The sequence below is a fragment of the Bradyrhizobium erythrophlei genome, from assembly GCF_042430365.1.
Taxonomy (GTDB): Bacteria; Pseudomonadota; Alphaproteobacteria; order Rhizobiales; family Xanthobacteraceae; genus Bradyrhizobium; species Bradyrhizobium erythrophlei.
The window spans coordinates 46127-64259 of record NZ_JBHMET010000029.1; the positions used below are offsets into that span (position 1 = coordinate 46127).

At 64.4% G+C, this 18133-nt stretch carries 19 protein-coding genes; 6 read left to right on the forward strand and 13 right to left on the reverse strand.

Annotated elements, in window-relative coordinates:
* A partial coding sequence (locus ACFFWD_RS04025; protein WP_376961676.1) for an enoyl-CoA hydratase/isomerase family protein occupies positions 1 to 626 on the reverse strand: 626 nt, incomplete at its 3' end.
* Between the two features lie 187 nt (positions 627 to 813).
* Here ACFFWD_RS04025 and ACFFWD_RS04030 point away from each other — a divergent pair.
* A complete protein-coding gene (locus ACFFWD_RS04030) occupies positions 814 to 1335 on the forward strand; it encodes a ParB N-terminal domain-containing protein (RefSeq protein ID WP_376961678.1) in 522 nt (173 codons plus the stop codon).
* Between the two features lie 345 nt (positions 1336 to 1680).
* Entirely contained in the window at positions 1681 to 3348 is a 1668-nt protein-coding gene (locus ACFFWD_RS04035; RefSeq protein WP_376961680.1) for an NAD-dependent malic enzyme, read from the forward strand.
* 380 nt (positions 3349 to 3728) lie between these two features.
* Here the strand turns inward: ACFFWD_RS04035 and ACFFWD_RS04040 are convergent, their stop codons facing one another.
* Both ACFFWD_RS04040 and ACFFWD_RS04045 read right to left on the reverse strand, forming a co-directional pair.
* Entirely contained in the window at positions 3729 to 4781 is a 1053-nt protein-coding gene (locus ACFFWD_RS04040; RefSeq protein ID WP_376961682.1) for an AraC family transcriptional regulator, read from the reverse strand.
* Positions 4782 to 4865: 84 nt separating this feature from the next.
* A complete protein-coding gene (locus tag ACFFWD_RS04045; protein ID WP_376961751.1) occupies positions 4866 to 6380 on the reverse strand; it encodes an AMP-binding protein in 1515 nt (504 codons plus the stop codon).
* A gap of 101 nt (positions 6381 to 6481) precedes the next feature.
* On the opposite strand from ACFFWD_RS04045, the gene ACFFWD_RS04050 reads away from it, so the two are divergent.
* A complete protein-coding gene (locus ACFFWD_RS04050; protein ID WP_376961684.1) occupies positions 6482 to 7063 on the forward strand; it encodes a TetR/AcrR family transcriptional regulator in 582 nt (193 codons plus the stop codon).
* A 144-nt stretch (positions 7064 to 7207) separates the two neighbouring features.
* Here the strand turns inward: ACFFWD_RS04050 and ACFFWD_RS04055 are convergent, their stop codons facing one another.
* On the reverse strand, positions 7208 to 8374 hold the full coding sequence (locus ACFFWD_RS04055; protein WP_376961686.1) for an acyl-CoA dehydrogenase family protein: 1167 nt from the start codon (positions 8372 to 8374) through the stop codon (positions 7208 to 7210).
* Positions 8375 to 8522: 148 nt separating this feature from the next.
* On the opposite strand from ACFFWD_RS04055, the gene ACFFWD_RS04060 reads away from it, so the two are divergent.
* The 3 genes from ACFFWD_RS04060 (at position 8523) to ACFFWD_RS04070 (ending at position 9702) form a co-directional block, all read left to right on the forward strand.
* Entirely contained in the window at positions 8523 to 9143 is a 621-nt protein-coding gene (locus ACFFWD_RS04060) for a TetR/AcrR family transcriptional regulator (protein WP_376961688.1), read from the forward strand.
* Positions 9144 to 9283: 140 nt separating this feature from the next.
* Positions 9284 to 9529 carry a hypothetical protein gene (locus ACFFWD_RS04065; protein WP_376961690.1) on the forward strand — a complete coding sequence of 82 codons (246 nt, stop codon included), beginning with the start codon at positions 9284 to 9286 and terminating at the stop codon, positions 9527 to 9529.
* Positions 9530 to 9531: 2 nt separating this feature from the next.
* The gene (locus ACFFWD_RS04070; protein ID WP_376961692.1) at positions 9532 to 9702 is read left to right on the forward strand and encodes a hypothetical protein; all 171 of its coding nucleotides are present in this window, start codon (positions 9532 to 9534) and stop codon (positions 9700 to 9702) included.
* On the opposite strand, the gene ccoS is transcribed toward ACFFWD_RS04070, so the two are convergent.
* The 9 genes from ccoS to ACFFWD_RS04115 all read right to left on the reverse strand — a co-directional run bounded on the left by ccoS (position 9684) and on the right by ACFFWD_RS04115 (position 18077).
* On the reverse strand, positions 9684 to 9851 hold the full coding sequence (ccoS, locus tag ACFFWD_RS04075; protein ID WP_376961694.1) for a cbb3-type cytochrome oxidase assembly protein CcoS: 168 nt from the start codon (positions 9849 to 9851) through the stop codon (positions 9684 to 9686). The genes ACFFWD_RS04070 and ccoS overlap by 19 nt on opposite strands.
* Entirely contained in the window at positions 9851 to 12037 is a 2187-nt protein-coding gene (locus ACFFWD_RS04080) for a heavy metal translocating P-type ATPase (RefSeq protein WP_376961696.1), read from the reverse strand. The genes ccoS and ACFFWD_RS04080 overlap by 1 nt, the downstream gene beginning before the upstream one ends.
* 12 nt (positions 12038 to 12049) lie before the next feature.
* Entirely contained in the window at positions 12050 to 12550 is a 501-nt protein-coding gene (locus tag ACFFWD_RS04085) for a FixH family protein (RefSeq protein WP_376961698.1), read from the reverse strand.
* A 15-nt stretch (positions 12551 to 12565) separates the two neighbouring features.
* Entirely contained in the window at positions 12566 to 14023 is a 1458-nt protein-coding gene (ccoG, locus tag ACFFWD_RS04090; protein WP_376961700.1) for a cytochrome c oxidase accessory protein CcoG, read from the reverse strand.
* Positions 14024 to 14128: 105 nt separating this feature from the next.
* Entirely contained in the window at positions 14129 to 15001 is an 873-nt protein-coding gene (gene ccoP, locus ACFFWD_RS04095; protein WP_376961702.1) for a cytochrome-c oxidase, cbb3-type subunit III, read from the reverse strand.
* A gap of 6 nt (positions 15002 to 15007) precedes the next feature.
* Positions 15008 to 15172, reverse strand: a complete 165-nt coding sequence (locus tag ACFFWD_RS04100; RefSeq protein ID WP_376961704.1) for a cbb3-type cytochrome c oxidase subunit 3 — start codon at positions 15170 to 15172, stop codon at positions 15008 to 15010.
* Between the two features lie 12 nt (positions 15173 to 15184).
* Positions 15185 to 15919 (reverse strand): cytochrome-c oxidase, cbb3-type subunit II, encoded by a 735-nt coding sequence (gene ccoO / locus ACFFWD_RS04105; protein WP_376961706.1) that lies wholly within the window; start codon positions 15917 to 15919, stop codon positions 15185 to 15187.
* An 8-nt stretch (positions 15920 to 15927) separates the two neighbouring features.
* Positions 15928 to 17580 carry a cytochrome-c oxidase, cbb3-type subunit I gene (gene ccoN, locus ACFFWD_RS04110; RefSeq protein ID WP_376961708.1) on the reverse strand — a complete coding sequence of 551 codons (1653 nt, stop codon included), beginning with the start codon at positions 17578 to 17580 and terminating at the stop codon, positions 15928 to 15930.
* Positions 17577 to 18077, reverse strand: a complete 501-nt coding sequence (locus tag ACFFWD_RS04115) for a hypothetical protein (protein WP_376961710.1) — start codon at positions 18075 to 18077, stop codon at positions 17577 to 17579. The genes ccoN and ACFFWD_RS04115 overlap by 4 nt, the downstream gene beginning before the upstream one ends.
* Positions 18078 to 18133 lie beyond the last annotated feature (56 nt).

Sequence of the window (18133 nt, forward strand, 5' to 3'; positions counted from 1 at the left end):
TCTCGGCTCGATAGTTCGGCGCCGATCTCCAGGGCGCGCGCGAGCGGGTCAGCGACGACCTCATGCACAATCTCGATGTCGTGGGCGCGCGGTCCCGTCACCGTCAGGCCCCGCAGGATCATCTCGAGCGCCCTGGCCTCCCCGATGATCCTGGGCAAGCGCTGCGTGCCGCCGCCACCCGGAAAGATGCCAATACGCGTTTCCGGCAGACCGATTGCGGTGACGGCATTCCCTGCGATGCGCAGGTCGCATGCCAGCGCAAGCTCGAAGCCTCCACCCATGCACAGGCCATTGATCGCCGCGATGACCGGCTTCTCGACGGCTGCAATCATGTCCGTGAGCGCGTGGAAGCCCGGCGGTCGAGGGCCAGGCGGCGACGGCGCGCGCGGTGCTCCGCGCTCAATCGCGTCTGCGGCGTCGGAGAGTTCCCGGACGTCGTAGTGACGGATGAAGATGCCGGGTATACCCCCTGTGATGACGATGACCCGCACCGACGGATCTTCGCCTGCAGCCACGACTGCACCAAACATCTCGGCCGAGCCGGCGGCCGTCATGGTGCCGAACGGGGCGTTGGCATAGGTGATGACACGAACCGCGCCGCGATCTTCAGTGGAAACAAGGGGCATGGCACATCCTCATTGCAGCCGCTCGCCGGACAAGCACGCGCAGCGCGGCGCTCAGCTTGTTCCCGGCTTGGATGCTGATCAATACCTGGCGCCCCGAAATTACCTTTGCGGTCGAGCGCTTCATCCCTAAAATCCCGCCGCACCGGCATGCGTTTCTGGCGGGCCCTGTGAAGACGGAGTAGAGGCTATGCCGAAACCGGAAAGCTTCCCAATCGAGAAGATTTACGTTCCCGTGAAAAGGAAGAAGGAAATCAAGCCCGAAGTCGTCGAGGAGATCGCGGGAAGTATTCTCGAAATCGGACAACAAGCACCCATTCTCGTTCGGCCCGACGAAGATCGCTTCGTTCTAGTGGAGGGACTGCATCGCCTCGAAGCCTGCAAGGCGCTCGGCGAGACAGCCATTATCGGGATCCTGGTCACGGCCGAGCTTGCTCATCAAAGGACGCTCGTATCCGAAAGCCCCGAAGCAGAAGCAGAGCGCGACAAGATGGCGCGATTGAAAAAGCTGCGTCTCGAGAAGGAAGCCGCAGAGAGATCGACCGCTGCCTTGAGGGGCGTCGTTGAAACGGAAGCGCAGCTTCTGCGAACCCGTTCGGCGAAGGGCGTCCGAGACAATCCCAAGGCATCACCAAGCCGGACTTCAGGATCGGCGCCGAAAACCTTGTCGGAATGGATCACGCAGCAAAAGCGCGACGGCGGTCGTTATTGATTGCCGGCTCTCGAGCATGATCCGGAAAAGTGTGCGGTTTTCCCTCGCGACCGCGTCTCGCGCCCTGAAGCGCGCCTACAGCGCTCGCGTGCGACGCAGCAATCGCACATCAGCGCGAACCTCGCTTGCTGCAATGCAATGAAGACGACTGCATAAGTCGCGCGACAAATTGATGCTTGTCATTTGCGTTCATCAACGGTCAACCTAGACGTCCCCATTCGGGCAGCACGCGGTGCACGACCTCGTCCCGCACGTCTTGAAGCGCAAGCGACGTGGAGGCTGTCCGGCCGACAAACAAGGACTCGTTGGCGGCAAATGCCGGCGGGACGAAGCCATGAGGACGCCGTGACCCTGTCTGCAGCAAAGAAGCCGATCCTCCCTTCCGTCGATCTGCCGCACGGCCTCGCGCTGCTGCGCGATCCGCTGCTCAACAAGGGCACCGCCTTCTCGCTCGCCGAGCGCGACGCCTTCGGCCTGCGCGGCCTCTTGCCGCCTCACGTCTCGACCATGGAGGAACAGGCAGACCGCATTTTGAAGAACCTTCGCCGCCTGCCGGACAATCTGGAGAAGTTCGTCGCTCTCAACGCGCTGCGCGACCGCAACGAGACGCTGTTCCTGCGCGTGGTCTGCGACAATATCGACGAGATTCAGCCACTCATCTACACGCCGACGGTCGGCGAGGTCTGCCAGCGCTTCGGCGACATCTTCCGGCGTCCGCGCGGCCTCTATATCAGCATCAATGACCGCGGCCGGATCGCCGAGCTGATGCGTAACTGGCCGCACCCGGCACGGCTGATCGTGGTGACCGACGGCGAGCGCATCCTTGGCCTCGGCGATCTCGGCGCCAACGGCATGGGCATTCCGGTGGGCAAGCTCTCGCTCTATGCCGCCTGTGCCGGCATCCACCCCTCGCTATGCCTGCCGGTGGTACTGGACGTCGGCACCAACAACGCCGAACTCCTGAAGAACCCCCAATATATCGGCCTGCGGCAGCCGCGGCTGCGCGGCGGCGACTATGACGCAATCGTCGACGAATTCATGCGCGCCGCGCAGCAGGCTTTCCCCGGCGTGCTGATCCAGTTCGAGGATTTCGCCAACCACAACGCCTTCCGGCTGCTGCAGCGTTATCGCGACACCGCCTGCGTCTTCAACGATGACATCCAGGGTACCGCGTCGGTGGCGCTCGCCGGCCTGTTCTCGGCGCTGCGGATCACCGGGGGCCGGCTGACGGAGCAGAAGCTCCTGTTTCTCGGCGCGGGTGAAGCGGCGACCGGCATTGCCGACCTCGTGGTGGCCGCCATGGTGGCGCAGGGCATTTCGGAGGAGGAAGCGCGAAGCCGGATCTGGCTGGTCGATTCCAAAGGCCTTGTGGTCAAGGCGCGCAATGACCTCGCCGAGCACAAGCTCGGCTATGCCCATGAGCACCCGCTGGTGACCGACTTTCTCGCGGCGATCAAGGCGCTCCGGCCCACCGGCATCATCGGGGTCTCGGCGGTGGGCGGCACCTTCACGCCGGAGGTGCTGCGCACCATGGCGGAGCTCAATGCGCGGCCGATCATCTTCGCGCTATCCAATCCCACCTCGCAGGCGGAATGCAGCGCCGAGGAAGCCTATCGTCACACCGGCGGCCGGGCGCTGTTCGCCTGCGGCAGTCCTTATGCGCCGGTGACGTTCGATGGCCGCAGCTTCGTGCCGCGCCAGGGCAACAACTCCTACATTTTCCCGGGAGTCGGCCTCGGCGTGATCGCCGCGGGCGCCAGCCGGGTCACCGACGAGATGTTCATGGTAGCGGCGCGCACCCTGTCGAATCTCGTCACCGCGGCGGATCTCGCGCAAGGCAGCCTCTATCCGGCGCTGCCGCGCATCCGCGAGGTCTCCTGCCATATCGCCACGGAAGTGGCCCGCCTCGCCTATCAGCGCGGCCTCGCCAACGACCGCGAGCCGGATGATGTGCTCGGCCACGTCCGTGCTCAGATGTTCGAAGCAGAATATCGCAGCTATCTGGCGCCGTAGAACTCCGCGCCCCGAAACGAAACGCCCGGCCTCCCGATTGCCTCGGCACTCCCACGGGACCCGCAGGACGCGCGCACCTGAGGACCATCAATCCGGCGACACCAAGAGCCAGGCTAGATAACCGTAATAGACGGTCGCGGTCACCGCGATCGCAACCACGACGCCGGCAATGATCTCGGTTGTGGCGGACGTCGAATGCTTTATCTTTCAATGGGGATTGACTGACACTCTCTCCGCCATCCACCTTCAAGTAACGCAACAGGCGCGCCGAGGAACCAACGGTAGCGCCGCTGCCCTATTGGCCCATGAGAGCTCTTCCTAGATCAAAACCCACCAGTTGAGCTACGGCTGCCGGAAACGGGGCTGATACTCGGGAAGCGTCAGGCGCCGCTGCGATAGGCGCTTGGCGACAAGCCGGTCCAGCGCCTGAAGGCGCGAGTGAAGTTGCTGACGTCGGTGAAGCCGAGGAGGAAAGTGATCTCGGTGATCGAGAGATTGGGCTGGCTCAGGTAGCTGCGGGCGAAGTCGGCGCGCATTTCGTCGAGCAGCGCCTGGAAGTTCGTTCCTCGCTGCGCCAGTTTCAGTTTGAGGGTCGACGGGGCCAGGCCCACCGCCCGGGCGGTCTCGGCGAGCGAGCAGCGCCCGGACGGCAATAGGTCGATGAGCTTGGCGCGGGTCGACGCCACAATGTCGCTGCGGTCGAGCTTGGCGACATAGCCGGCGGCGATGTTGTCATTGAACTGAGCCAGCTCAGGGCAGGCGCCCTGCAGCGGCCTGTCGAGATCGGATCGGTCGAAGGCGAGCACGGCTTCGGCGTTTCCGAAGGTGACCGGCGCGCCGAACAACTCGAGGTAGGGCGCTTCCCCCTCCTGGGGTCGGCCGCGCGCCAGCTCGACCCGCAAAGGCTTCAGGTCCGTACGGTAGAGCAGGCGCATGGACCGGATCAGGAAGCTCAGCCAAGCGTCCTCGCTGTCGTCGCAACTCTCGGCGATGTAGTTGAACTTCAGCCTCACCTCCCAGCGATCCCTCACGAGCTCCATTTCCGCCCGCCTGGTGAGCAGGCGGAAGTAGCGCGCCAGGCGCTCGCAGAAGTCCATCAGGGTGCTGGAGGCCATGAGCGCATAGCCGACCGCATGGATGTTCGACGCGTGAATGAACCGGCCGACCGTCAGGCCAAAGTAGGGATCAAGGGTGACCTCGCGGCAGACCTTGTAGAGCTGGGAAATTCCAGAGATCGGAATGCGCTGCAGGGGATCGTTGGTGAACGTCTCGCTCAGGCCCGCCGCGCGAAAGACACGGCGGCTGTCGACGCCCTTGTATTCGAGCGCCCGGGCTATGGCCAAGCCATAACCGGCGATGGTGGTCGGGTTGTCCGAGGCCGATTGGGAAGGAATCAAGGACATCCCCACGCCATGAATACGGTCCTGCAGCAAAGCTGGATAGCATATTCGCCGGACACTGGACCAGACCTAGCTGTCGCCTTTGGCTAGGTGGTCAGGGATCGCCATGGAGATACCTCAGCTGACACCCCGGTCGGCATTCTTCCAGTATTTTTCCTTGACCTTCCGGCGGATCACCTTGCCGACGACAGACGTGGGCAGCGCGTCCACGAAGGTCACGGTCTTGGGGGCCTTGTAGGTCCCGATCCTCTCCTTGGCGTGGGCGAGAAGCTCGGCGGCCGTGACGCTCGCGCCCGAGCGGAGGACGACCTCGGCATGCACCGCTTCACCCCACTCCGGATGAGGCAGCCCCACGACCGCCACCATGGCGACGGCGGGATGGGACATCAACGCCGCCTCCACCTCGACGGCATAGACGTTGAAGCCGCCCGTGATGATCATGTCCTTCAGGCGGTCGACAATGAACAGGTAGCCGCCCTCGTCGAGGTATCCGAGGTCGCCGGACTTCCAAGCGCCGTCGACGAACTCCGCCGCTGTGCCTTCGGCGTTGCCGAAGTAACCCTGGATCAGCGCCCGGCACCGGATGCGGATCTCGCCGATTTCGCCGGTAGGGAGCTCGCGGCCGTCCTCGCCGCAGATGAACACCTCGGCGCCCGGCGTCACCCGACCCGCAGAGGACATCCGCTTCAGCGCCGCATCGTCGTCCGTCCGGTGGTCGCCCTTGTCGAGGATGGAGACGAACATCGCCGCCTCCGTGGCCCCGTAGCCCTGGGCAAAGATCGGACCGAAGCACTGCAGCAGTTCGGCGAGCTTGGTCGGGCTCATCGGCGCAGCGCCGTAGAGGATCGTCCTCAGCGACAGAAAATGCCGCGGCCGGAGCCGCTGCAGCTCCAACAGACGGTAGAGAACGGTGGGAACCAGCAGGCTGTGGGTCACACGTTCCGCTTCGACCGTGTCCGCCCATTGCTCCAGATCGAGCTGGTTCAAGGTGACGTTGGTTCCGCCCAGGAAGAAGGTCGGCAAGAATGCCAACAGGCCGGCGTGCGACAGAGGGGTGACGACGAGGAATCGGGTGTGGTGGTCGAGCTCGAGGCCGGGATGGGCCAAGGCCGCATCGCGGGCGGCGATCAGATTGTCGACCGAATAGGCGGCACATTTGCCCCGGCCGGTGGTGCCTCCGGTGAAGCGCAGGAGCGCGACGTGGCGGTGAATGTCGAGCTCGACGTCGTTGTCGGTGTCGGACGCGGTGGCCGTGAGCGTCGGCAGGTCCCAAACGCCTTCGCGCGGCGCGGGCAACGGGTCCATGACCACGATCTGGCAGCCGCGACCGCGCAGCATGTCGTAGTAGCCGTCGAGCAGACGGTTCTCGATGAAGACGATCTTCGGCTTGATCAGATCGATCTGCCACGCGTGCTCGTTTTGCGAGTCACGCAGGTTGGTCATCGCCGCCGTTCCCGGCTGCTTGAGGAAGCAGGGGAGCGACAACAAGCTCAGGTTGTCGTTCTCCAGGATCAGCAGGAACTTGTCGCCCTCACCGACGCCCAGCGTGGTCCTGAGCGCATTGGCGATCCGGTTGGTCAGCCGGTGGTATTCCCTGGGTGTCGCTAAGGGCGCCGGCAGGCACTTGAACAGTCACAACGGGCATCTTCGACCTCCTGTTCTATGGCGATTGCCATATTATGGCGACCACCATATAACGCTGGCATCGAGTTCGATCAAGGAGAATCTGTTTCGTGCCCAGGACGACGGACGCGCGTGAAAAGGCGATCCAGACCGCGGAGCGTCTGTTTCGCACTCAGGGGTATGCCGCCACGGGGCTCACCCAGATCCTCGAGGAGAGCAGCTCTCCCAAGGGCTCGTTCTACTTCCACTTTCCAGGCGGAAAGCGCGAGCTGGCGATGGAGGTGATCGCAGCCTATCGCGCCACGACAACGGCTGCCTTCCGCGCGTTGGCCGCGCGGGCAGCCGGGGATCCCGACAAGTTTGTCCGCGCCCTGGCCAACGCGGTCGCGGAGGAAATGTCGCACTCGGGCTGGGTGACGGGCTGCGTCGCGCAGAATTTGGCTCAGGAACTCGCGCCAGGCGACGGCGAGATCGCCGACGCGCTTGCGGCACTCTTCAACGAATGGGTTGATATCATCGCAGCCACGATCAGCGCGCCGGGAAAGACCAAGGCCGCACGGTCGCGCGCCACCGCGCTCGTCGCTGCACTCGAAGGGGCGAGAACGTTGGCGCGAGCGCAGCGATCGGCTGCTCCGTTTGATGCCGTCATCAGCCAGTTTCGCGACGAAACCGCGGCGGATCGACGAGCCTAGAGCTGATCCGGAAAAGTCTGTCGCGGTTTTCCCTCGCGACAAACGCGAAGCATTTGCGCGGAGATCATGCTCAAACAAGAAGCTAAAGCGCGATGAAGATTCGTCCTAATCTCATCGCGCTTTCGTCAGACGGTCACGTCGTCGTCACTTCTCCGGCAACAAACCGCACTGCTTGGCGATGATGCCGAGCATCACCTCGTCGGCGCCGCCGCCGATCGAGCCGAGGCGGCCGTCGCGGTAGCGGCGCGACACCAGGGTTTCGTCCATGTAGCCCATGCCGCCCCAGAACTGCAGGCAGGCGTCGTGGACCTCGCGCCCGAGCCGCGTGCCCTTCAGCTTCGCCATGGACGCGAAGCAGGTGCAGTCGCCGCCGGAGACATGGATCTCCACCGCCTTCCAGGTCAGCGCGCGCAGCGCCTCCACCTCGGTGAGAAGCTCGCACAGCCGATAATGCACCACCTGGTTCTCGATGATCGCCCGGCCGAACGCCTTGCGGTTGCGGGTGTATTCGATCGTCTCCTCGATCGAGCGCGTGCAGCTCGTGATGCAGCCGAGCGCGGCGTACATGCGCTCTTCCTGAAACTGCTTCATCTGGTAGACGAAACCCTTGCCTTCGTCGCCAATCCGGTTTCGCACCGGGACCCGGACGTCCTCGAAATAAAGCTCGGCGGTATCGGAGGCGTGCATGCCGAGCTTCTTCAGCTTCCTGGCGACCGTGACGCCCTTGGCCCGCTTGCCGCCTTCCTTGAGCGGCACGATGATCAGCGACTTGTTGCGGTGGACCGGACCGTCGCCGGTATTGGCGAGCATGCACATCCAGTCGGCCTGCGTGCCGCTGGTGATGAACGTCTTCGAACCGTTGATCACGTAGTCGTCGCCATCGCGCACCGCGCGCGTCTTGATCGCGGCGACGTCGGAGCCGGCCGACGGCTCAGTCACGCCGATGCAGGCCACCATGTCGCCTGCGATCGCCGGCGCGAGATAGTCCTTGCACAGTTCGGGCGAGCCGAACCGCGCCAGCGCCGGCGTCGCCATATCGGTCTGCACACCGATCGCCATCGGGATGCCGCCGCAATTGATGTATTGCGACGTCTCGTCGATGATGGCGCCGTAGGAATAATCGAGACCGAGACCGCCATATGCGACCGGCTTGGTGACGCCCAGCAGACCGAGATTGCCGAGCTTCTTGAACACCTCGTGGGCCGGAAAGATCTGGGCGGCCTCCCATTCATCGACATGCGGGTTGATCTCGTCCTCGATGAACCGCCGATAGGTCCTGCGCAATTCCTCGTGCTCGTGTGTGAGCTGCATGTCGATCTCCCAATCTCGCGCGACGCCGCGGCCTTCCCGGCCTGTCTTCTTCAAGCTTGACGAACGATAGGTCCGGAGTTTAAAAAAAGCAATACGGACGGCTTTTAGTTTGCGCGCGCGGGATGCGTCTCTGTGGGGCTGCTTGGTCATGGACGTGCAGGGCCTCGGGAAACAGGAAGCGAAAAGCCTGAAGGCAAAGGACGCGATCTGCCGGGCGGCGATCTCGTGCCTTGTCGAATTCGGCTACGCCGAAACCTCGATCACCCGCGTCGCCGAGCGTGCGAGCCTCTCGAAGGGCGCCTTGCAGCACCACTTTCCGACCAAAGAGGAACTGATCGCGGCGGTCGTCGAGACGTTGCTGGCGCGGCCGCTGGCCCGCGCCCACACCGTGCGACCGGAGAGCGGCCGCGCCGATACCGAGATCATCGCGGCACGCCTGCGCTCGGGCTGGACCGACTTCGTGAATACCGGATCCTATCGCGCGCTGCTGGAGATCCTGGTGGCGGCGCGCACGGATGGCGGGCTGCGCAACCGCATCGATCCGATCCTGCAGACCTGGAATCGGGCGCATGACGCGCAGACGCGCGAGTCCTATGAAGCTGCAAGCGGCGAGGACGACGACGTCGAGCTTCTGATGGTGATGCACCGCGCGTTGTTGCGCGGGCTTGTCGTTCAGGATCGCTATGTCAGCGACCCCAGCTTCAACGCGCGCGTGGTCGAACGCTGGATTTCCATCGTGGCCCCGATGCTGCGGCCACGGCGCCGGTGAGCGGATAGCGAGACCACCGATCCGCGCCGTCAGCCGCGATCAATCCTGAGATCGCCACGCGCCCCCGATTGAGCCTCATCAATCGCGCGAGCGCGCGCACATGCGATGCTCCGTCGCGTCGATCAGAGGCGATCCGTGGCATGCGTCGAGCACTCACCTCATTGTTCCGCCGGCTCACCCTTTCGGGGTGGCGGGACATCGCCACGGCGCCGTGCGACTGTACGGTTGAGCTTGCCGTGATCGATGATGAACAGCATCCGCTCGGCTTCCCCTGCCTGCGCCACGGCGACGGCTGGTTCGATGCTGCGACCATGCAGCCCGTTACGGTGTCGGCGACGCACTGGCGCTATTGGCAGCCCGATGTGCTGCCGATGAGCTGCTGCTGATCATGGCGCGCCTTGCCTCAATCGGCCGACTGATTGCGGTGCTATCGCTGCAATCGCGTGCGTCGCAGTCGCATCGGATCGACTGGACGCTGGTGCTGGCATTCGCCTGCACGGCGCTAACCTTCGCCGCTGCGGTCGGGCTGCTGTACTTTCACTACCTGGATCGCCCCTGATCGTTGGCGGGCTCGTCGTCTGCGATGGCGCGCCAGGCCGCGCCGTCGAGATCGTCATACTGGCCGCTCCTCAGCGACCAGAGGAAGCCGAGCAGGCCGATGAAGCCGAGCGTCAGCGCAAGCGGAACCAGAAAGACCAGGACTTCCATCAGGCGACCTCCCTTGCCCGCGCCCGCAGCGCGTTGAGCATCACCAAAACCGACGAGCCCGACATCGCGGCCGCGGCGATCAGCGGCGTGACCAGGCCGGCGATCGCGATCGGCACCGCCAGCACATTGTAGATCACGGCAAGCCAGAGGTTCTGCTGCATCAGGCGCCGCGCCTTGCGCGACACCTTCACCGCCGCCAGCACCGGCGCGAGGCGATCGCCGAGGAAGACCGCATCCGCGACCGCTTGGCTCATATGGGTGGCTGTGACCGGCGACATCGAGGCATAGGCTGCGGCCAGCGCCGGCGCATCGTTGATGCCGTCGCCAACCATCAGCACCTTACCGCCGCGGCGCCCAAGCTCCTCGATCCGCGCGATCTTGTCGACCGGCGAGACCTCGGCGCGCCACTCATGGATGCCGAGCGTTTGCGCGGCGAGCCGCACCGCCGGCTCGCGGTCGCCGGACACGATCTCCACTGCGATGCCGAGGCGTGCGAGACCCGCGACCACTTCGGCCGCGTCGGGCCGCAAGCGCTGGCGAACGGCGAAGACGTAGCTGGTGTCGCCAAGGCTGAACGCGACGACGGAGGCTTCCGCGTCGCGTGCCAGAATCTCGTTGGCAAGACCGTCGGCGCCGCAGAAGGCCGGTCGGCCAAGCCGGATCGGCTGTCCCTGATATTGGCCGTGGACGCCCTGCCCCGGCTCCTCCTGAATGTCGGGCAACGGCGCGTCGGCGCCAGCCGCGCGCGTCACCGCGGCCGCGACCGGATGACGGCTCGACAGGGCCAGGCGGCCAGCAAGCTTGATCACGTCTTCCGGAATGCTCGCGAGATTGGCAACGTCGAGCTCGGGCAGCGTCAGCGTGCCGGTCTTGTCGAAGATCACCCGGTCGATCTCGGCGATGCGCTCGATCGCATCTCCCGCATTGAGCAGCACGCCGGAACCGAACAGTGCACCCGACGCAACCGTCTGCACGGCAGGAATGGCGAGGCCCAGCGCGCAGGGACAGGTGATGATCAGGACCGCGATCGCGGTGACGATCGAATCGTGGAAGGTCGCGCCGTAAGCGAGCCAACCCAGCATCGTCAGCAAGGCCGTCGCGTGCACGACCGGCGCGTAGAGCCGCGAGGCACGCTCGGCAAGGCGGAGGTAGCGCGAGCGGGCCTGCAACGCATGGTCGAGCAGGCGGGAGATCTCGGCAAGCAGCGTATCGCCCGACGCCGCCGCCGCGCGGACGCGCAGCGTGCCTGACCGGACCAACGTGCCGGCGAACACCGCGCTTCCCGGCGTGGCCGTCACCGGCAAGGTTTCGCCGGTGATGAGGCTCTGATCGATCTCGGAGCGTCCCTCGATCACGTTGCCGTCAACCGCGCTGCGCTCGCCGGGCCGCAGCAGCACGATGTCGCCCGGCTTGATCGCCGCCGCCGGAACGGTCCTGATCTCGGTCGGGCTGATAAACTTCGTCGCGGTCTCCGCCTTCAGCGCCGCCAGGTTGCCGGCGAAGGCGCGGGTGCGCCGCCGCATGTTCTGGTCGAGATAGCGGCCCGCCAACAGGAAGGCGATCAGCATGATCGCGGCGTCGAAATAGGCGTGCTCGGCGTGCTTGATGGTCTCGATGACAGATGTGGCGAGTGCAAGGACAATGCCGATGCTGATCGGCACGTCCATGTTGACGCCGCGCGCCCGCAGCGCCGTGAGCGCGGATGTGAAGAACGGTTGCGCTGAATAGGCAGCGGCCGGCAGCACGATCAGCGCGGAAAGCCAATGGAAGAAGTCGCGCTGCTCGGGCAGCATGTCGGAGACATTGCCGGACCAAACCGGGATCGACAGCATCATCACGTTCATCGCGGCAAAGGCGGCGACGCCGAGCCGGCGCAACAGGCCCTGGGCTCGCTGCGCCTCCAGCGTTTCGGCGTCATCGCGCTGGAACGGATGGGCCTTGTAGCCGAGCTCGGCGAGGCGCGTCACGAACAGCGCCGGGTCGAGCGTGCCCGCCTTCCATTCCAGCGCCAGCCGGCTGTCGGTGAGGTTCACGCGCGCCGAGGTCACATCCGGAATATCAGACAAATTGCGCTCGATCTTGGCCATGCAGCCCGCGCAACTGATGCCCTCGACCGCGAGATCGAGATGGACGAGACCCGCGCCGGTGCTCTTCAGATAATGCGAGAAATCGATATCCGCCTGCATGGGTATCCGCCTCTAGTTCAGGACGATGCGGTTCTTCGACACGAACATGCGGCGGCCCTCGGCGTCGCCCTCGATCACGAGGTCCCATTGCCCGGCCGCGACGCCCTCTGCACTGCCGCGGTAGCTGCCGCGACCGGCCTCGGCGACGTCGATCGTCCGGTCGGCGCGGCGGTCGATCGGCCGTTCGAGCCGGGCAATGAAGTTCATTCCGGCGAGCGGTGCGCCGGCATGGTCGCGCGCCTCGATTGCGAGCGTCGCTGCGCCGTCGGGCCGCCGCTCGATATGCGCCTCAACCTGCCAGTCGCGCTCATTCTGCTGCCGCGCCGCGACGATCTCGCGCTGATAGGCGAGGCTCGCGCTATAGGCGCTGTCGACCTCCGTCCCCGGCAGCGTCGTAATCGCAAGCCGCATCATGACCATGTTGACGCCGATCACGACGGCGAAGAACGCGACCGTGGCGATGAAGACGAAGCGTCCGGTGATCGGGCGCGCGCTGTGGGTGGATGCTGTCATCGTGGCGTCCAGTTGTCAGGGCAAGACGAAGTGATCGGTGGCGGAAGCGACCTCGCCGAGGCCGATATCGGTGATGCGGAACTTGATCGGCACCGATTTCTCGGCTTTTTCGTCGAAGGGCGCCGTCACCAGCACGCGCAGCTCGGTGGTGGTATCGCGGGCAAGGATGATCATCGGGCGATCCGGGGTCACGGCATCGGCGCCGATCACATGCAGCTTGGCGTCGAGCGGGCCGTCGATGTCGATCGCGACCACGCGGTCGAAGCCGCGCTTGTTGAGGAAGCGCAGTGTGTAGCCGTTGCGGATCGCCCCGTCGGACAGCCGCACCGCAACCGGATTGCGGTCGTGCAGCACGTTGAGATCGAGCAGCGTCCGCGACATCAGCGCATAGAGCATGACGGCACACACCGTCACGATCAGCGCGGAATAGACCACGGTGCGCGCACGCACCGGCTTGAACACCTCCGCCTCGCCGGCGATGCGATGCTTGATATTGATGTCGTTGTCGTAGCCGATCAGTCCGGTCTTGCGACCGACCTTGGTCATGACGGTGTCGCAGGCGTCGATGCACAGGCCGCATTGGATGCAGCCGAGCTGCGCGCCGTCGCGGATGTCGATCCCGGTCGGGCAGACCGCTACGCACTGGTTGCAATCGATGCAGTCGCCGACCTTCTCGCCGAGCGCGCGCAGGTCGAACGCCTTCTTCACCGAGCAGCGCTGCTCGCCGCGATCGTATTTATAGGTGACGTTGAGCGCCCATTCGTCGGTCAGCGCCGCCTGGATGCGCGGCCACGGGCACATATAGACGCACACCTGCTCCCGCATGTAGCCGGCCAGGAGATAGGTCGACGCAGTCAGGATCGCGATCCAGACATAGGCGATCGCGGGTGCCTGGAAGGTGGCGAGGTCGCGCACCAAGGTCGGCGCATCGGCGAAATAGAGCACCCAGGCGCCGCCGGTCCACCATGCGATCATGAGCCAGATCGCATGCTTCAACACGCGGCGGCTGGCGCGCTTTGCGGTCATCGGCCCCGCGTCGGCCTTGATCTGCTCGCGGCGGTCGCCTTCGACCAGGCGCTCGACTGCATAGAACAGGTCGGTCCAGACCGTCTGCGGACAGAGATAGCCGCACCAGATGCGGCCGCCCAGCGCATTCATCAGGAACAGCGCGAAAGCCGCGAGCACCAGCAGGCCGGTGAAGTAGTAGATCTCCTGCGGCCACAGCTCGATGAAGAAGAAATAGAATCGGTGGTTGGGAAAATCGATCAGCACCGCCTGGTCGGGCGCGCCGAGGCCGCGATGCCAGCGCACAAAGGGCAGCAGGTAATAGATGCCGAGACAGACGGCCATCAGCCGCCACTTGATGGAACGGAAGCGTCCGGAAACGCTCTGCGGGTAGACCTTCTTGCGAGGTGCGTAGAGCGGGCCGTCTTCTTCGGTTACGAGTTCGTCGGGCGACACGGTCTTGTTCATCACCTGGCTCGAGCGTGGAATTATGATTCCAGCCTACCCTGAGCCTCCGGACCGCTATTGACGTGCATCAACGATCCGGAAGATCGGTCTCCTCCTTTGCGGCGGCTACCTGCCGCCGCCCAGCGAATGCACGTAAACCGTCAGCGCCTTGATGGTGACGGGATCGAGCCGGCCGACCCAGGCCGGCATGACGCCGGCGCGGCCATTCGTGATGGTCTCGACCAGCGTCGCCTCGTCGGATCCATAGAGCCAGATCTTGTCGGTCAGATCAGGCGCACCGAGCTCCTGATTACCCTTGGCGTTATCGCCGTGACAGCTTGCGCAGTTCTCGGCGAAGATCTTCTTGCCAGCGGCGGCGTCGAAGGTCGGCGCGGTCGACAGGCCGGCGAGCGAGCGCACATGGTTCGCGACCGTGACGATCTCGTCCCGCTTCAGGATGCCGTCGCGCCCGAACGCCAGCATCTGCCCTTCATGCGCCTTCGCATTGCCGGAGCGGGCGCCGAACTGAATCGTCTGCATGATCTGGTCGAGCGAGCCGCCCCACAGCCAGTCGTCGTCGTTGAGGTTCGGAAAGCCCTTGGCGCCGGCGCCGCCGCTGCCATGGCAGGGCGCGCAATTGTCGGCGAACACGGTCTTGCCGCGGGCGCGGGCCAGCGCAAGCAGCGCCGGATCCTTCTCGATCTCGGCGAGCGGGGCATTGCCGAGCACCGCCATCTTCTCGCCGCGCAGCTTCTCCAGCTCGGCGAGGTCGGTCGCGACGCTGGCGCGGGTCGAATAGTGGAACAGCCCGGTGGTGTAGCCGGAGACCAGCGGCCAGGCCGGATAGACGACCCAGTAGCCGATCGACCAGATGATGGTGGTGTAGAATGCCAGGACCCACCACCGCGGCAACGGCGTGTTCAGCTCCTTGATGCCGTCCCATTCGTGACCGGTCGTGCTGCGGCCGGAAACGCTGTCAATCTCGCTGTGCTCGCTCATGATCTGTCAGTCCTCCCGCAGCGGCATCCGCGCCGCGGTATCGAAGAGGGTCTTGTTGCGGGGCCAAAGCGCGTAGACGACGACGGCAACGAAGATGCCGACGAAGATCGGCGTCCACAGCGTCGTGACCAGGTTCGATGCCACGCTCTCGATTGAAATGATGGCTTTCATCGTCGTGCCTCGTCAGCGCAGGTTGGCTTTTTCGTTGTAGAGCTTGAAGTCGACGAGCGTGCCGAGCATCTGCAGGTACGCGACAAGCGCATCGAGCTCGGTCGGATTGCCGGCCTTGCCGTCGAAGTTGCGTGCCAGCGCCTTGGGATAGCGCTTCTGGAACGCCTCAACGCCAGGGCTGTCGGGATCGGCCTGCGCCTTCATGTCGGCGCTGGCGTTGGCGATCTGCTCGTCGCTATAGGGCACGCCGACCGCGCGGCTGGCGCGCAGGTGGGCCGCGGCGTCGGAGACGTCGAGCTCGGTCCTGGCGAGCGCCGGATATCCCGGCATCACCGATTGCGGCACGATCGCGCGCGGATCGATCAAATGGGTGATGTGCCAATCGTCGGAATACTTGCCGCCGACGCGCGCAAGATCCGGCCCGGTGCGCTTGGAGCCCCATTGAAACGGATGGTCATACATGCTTTCCGCGGCCAGCGAATAATGACCATAGCGCTCGATCTCGTCGCGCAGCGGACGGATCATCTGCGAATGGCAGAGATAGCAACCCTCGCGGACATAGATGTTGCGGCCAGCGAGCTCGAGCGGCGTGTAGGGCCGCACGCCGTCGACCACCTCGATCGTGCTCTTGAGATAGAACAGCGGCGTGATCTCGACGAGCCCGCCGATGGCAATGACGACGAGAATGCCCGCGATCAGGATGATCGAGTTCTTCTCAAAGATCTTGTGTCGATTCCAGAGAGACATTGCGCGACCTATTCGGCGGGCTGGAGGAGACCGGCGCCTTCGGTTTCACTGGCTTTGCCGGCGTTGACCGTCATCCAGAGATTGAAGGCCATGATCAGGGCGCCGGTCAGGAACAGCGCGCCGCCGGCGGCACGGATGATGTAGAAGGGATGCATGGCCTCGACGGACTCGATGAAGGAGTATTCGAGGAAGCCGAGCGAGGTGTAGGCACGCCACATCAGGCCCTGCAGAATTCCCGACACCCACATCGCCGAGATGTAGAGCACGATGCCGATGGTCGAGATCCAGAAGTGCCAGTTCACGAGCTTGAGGTTGTAGAGCTGACGGTTCCAGATCCAGGGCACGAGGCAGTAGAGCGCGCCGAAGGACACGAAGCCGACCCAACCAAGCGCACCGGAATGCACGTGGCCGATGGTCCAGTCGGTGTAGTGGCTGAGCGAGTTGACCACCTTGATCGACATCATCGGGCCTTCGAAGGTCGACATGCCGTAGAACGCGACCGACACCACCATCATCCGCAGCACGGGGTCGGTGCGCAGCTTGTCCCAGGCGCCCGACAGCGTCATCAGGCCGTTGATCATGCCGCCCCAGGACGGCATCCAGAGCATGATCGAGAACGTCATGCCGAGCGTCTGCGCCCAATCCGGCAACGCCGTGTAGTGCAGGTGATGCGGGCCGGCCCAGATATAGAGGAAGATCAGCGCCCAGAAGTGGATGATCGAAAGCCGGTAGGAATAGACCGGACGCTCAGCGCGCTTCGGGATGAAGTAGTACATTATCGCGAGGAAACCGGCGGTCAGGAAGAAGCCGACCGCGTTGTGGCCGTACCACCACTGGAACATGGCATCCTGCACGCCGCCCCAGGCGATGTAGGATTTCGACCCGAGCAATGAGACCGGTAGCGCAGGATTGTTGCCGAGGTGGAGAACCGCAATCGTGATGATGAAGGCGAGATAGAACCAGTTGGCGACGAAGATGTGCGGTTCCTTGCGCTTGACGAGCGTCATCAGGAACACGAGCAGATAGGTCACCCAGACGATCGTGAGCCAGAGGTCGGCATACCATTCCGGCTCGGCATATTCCTTTGACTGGGTGACCCCGAGCAGATAGCCGGTGCCCGCGATCAGGATGAAGAAATTGTAGCCGATCACCACGAACCAGGGCGCCAGATCGCCCGCAAGGCGCGTGCGACAGGTCTTCTGCACCACATAGAACGAGGTCGCGATCAGGACGTTGCCGCCGAATGCAAAGATCACCGCCGAGGTGTGCAACGGCCGCAATCTGCCGAACGTCGTCCACGGCAGGTCGAAATTGAGCGCGGGCCAGGCGAGCTGCATGGCGATGATCAGGCCCACCGCGAACCCGGCAATGCCCCAGACCATCGCCATGGCGGAGGCAAACTTGATCGGGCCGAGATTGTAGTTCACCCGGCCGCCGATCTCCGCAGGCGGTAACGCGGCCGGGCGATCATAGTAGCGGTTGAGGATCGCGACTGCGGCGATCAGGCTCGCGGCAGAAGCAAGCGAGGTATGAAACGTGTAAGCGGAATCATGCCCCATCGCCGCGGCGAACAGGCAGACGAACGCAGAGACGGCGAACAGCGACATCAGGCCGGCTTCACCGATCGTCATCGATTTCGAAACAACGGACGGACTTGTCATGTCGAAGCCTTCTCTGGATGCGCGATGGTTATGGAGACCACATTCCCGGCGTGAGTGGATTGAGCGACATCAATTGCGGGGCCGGCGCGGGCACAGTCGGCCTCTCGGCTCAGCGCGCGCAGGGTCTGTTCGTTCGGGCAATATTTCATGGGACTGGCGCGTTTCTCGCGCTTGAGGTCGGCGGCGCAACGGGCCTTGACCTGACATAGGCCGCACACGCGTTGCAGGTCTCGCAGCACGTCGCCGTGGGAGACGGCGAGCGCGTCCTCGGCGAGACCGGCGTGCACGAGCCGCCTTCGCAGCAACTCGGGGAAGCCCGGCTCGCGCGCCAGTGCATGGAAGTCAGACGTGGAGAGATTGAGTTCTCTCGCGATGTCGTCGATCTCATTCCGGCCCAACGACGCAAGTTCGTTGCAGCGGACAAGAAACGCCCGCAACCGGCCGGTCAGACTTTCGAACTGCGGAGAGCTTTCGCCAAATTTCGATCGAGCAATCATGTTCCACGCCCCTTGGTTCGACGCTAGCTGGCGCTCGCGGAAGCGACGTTGACCTG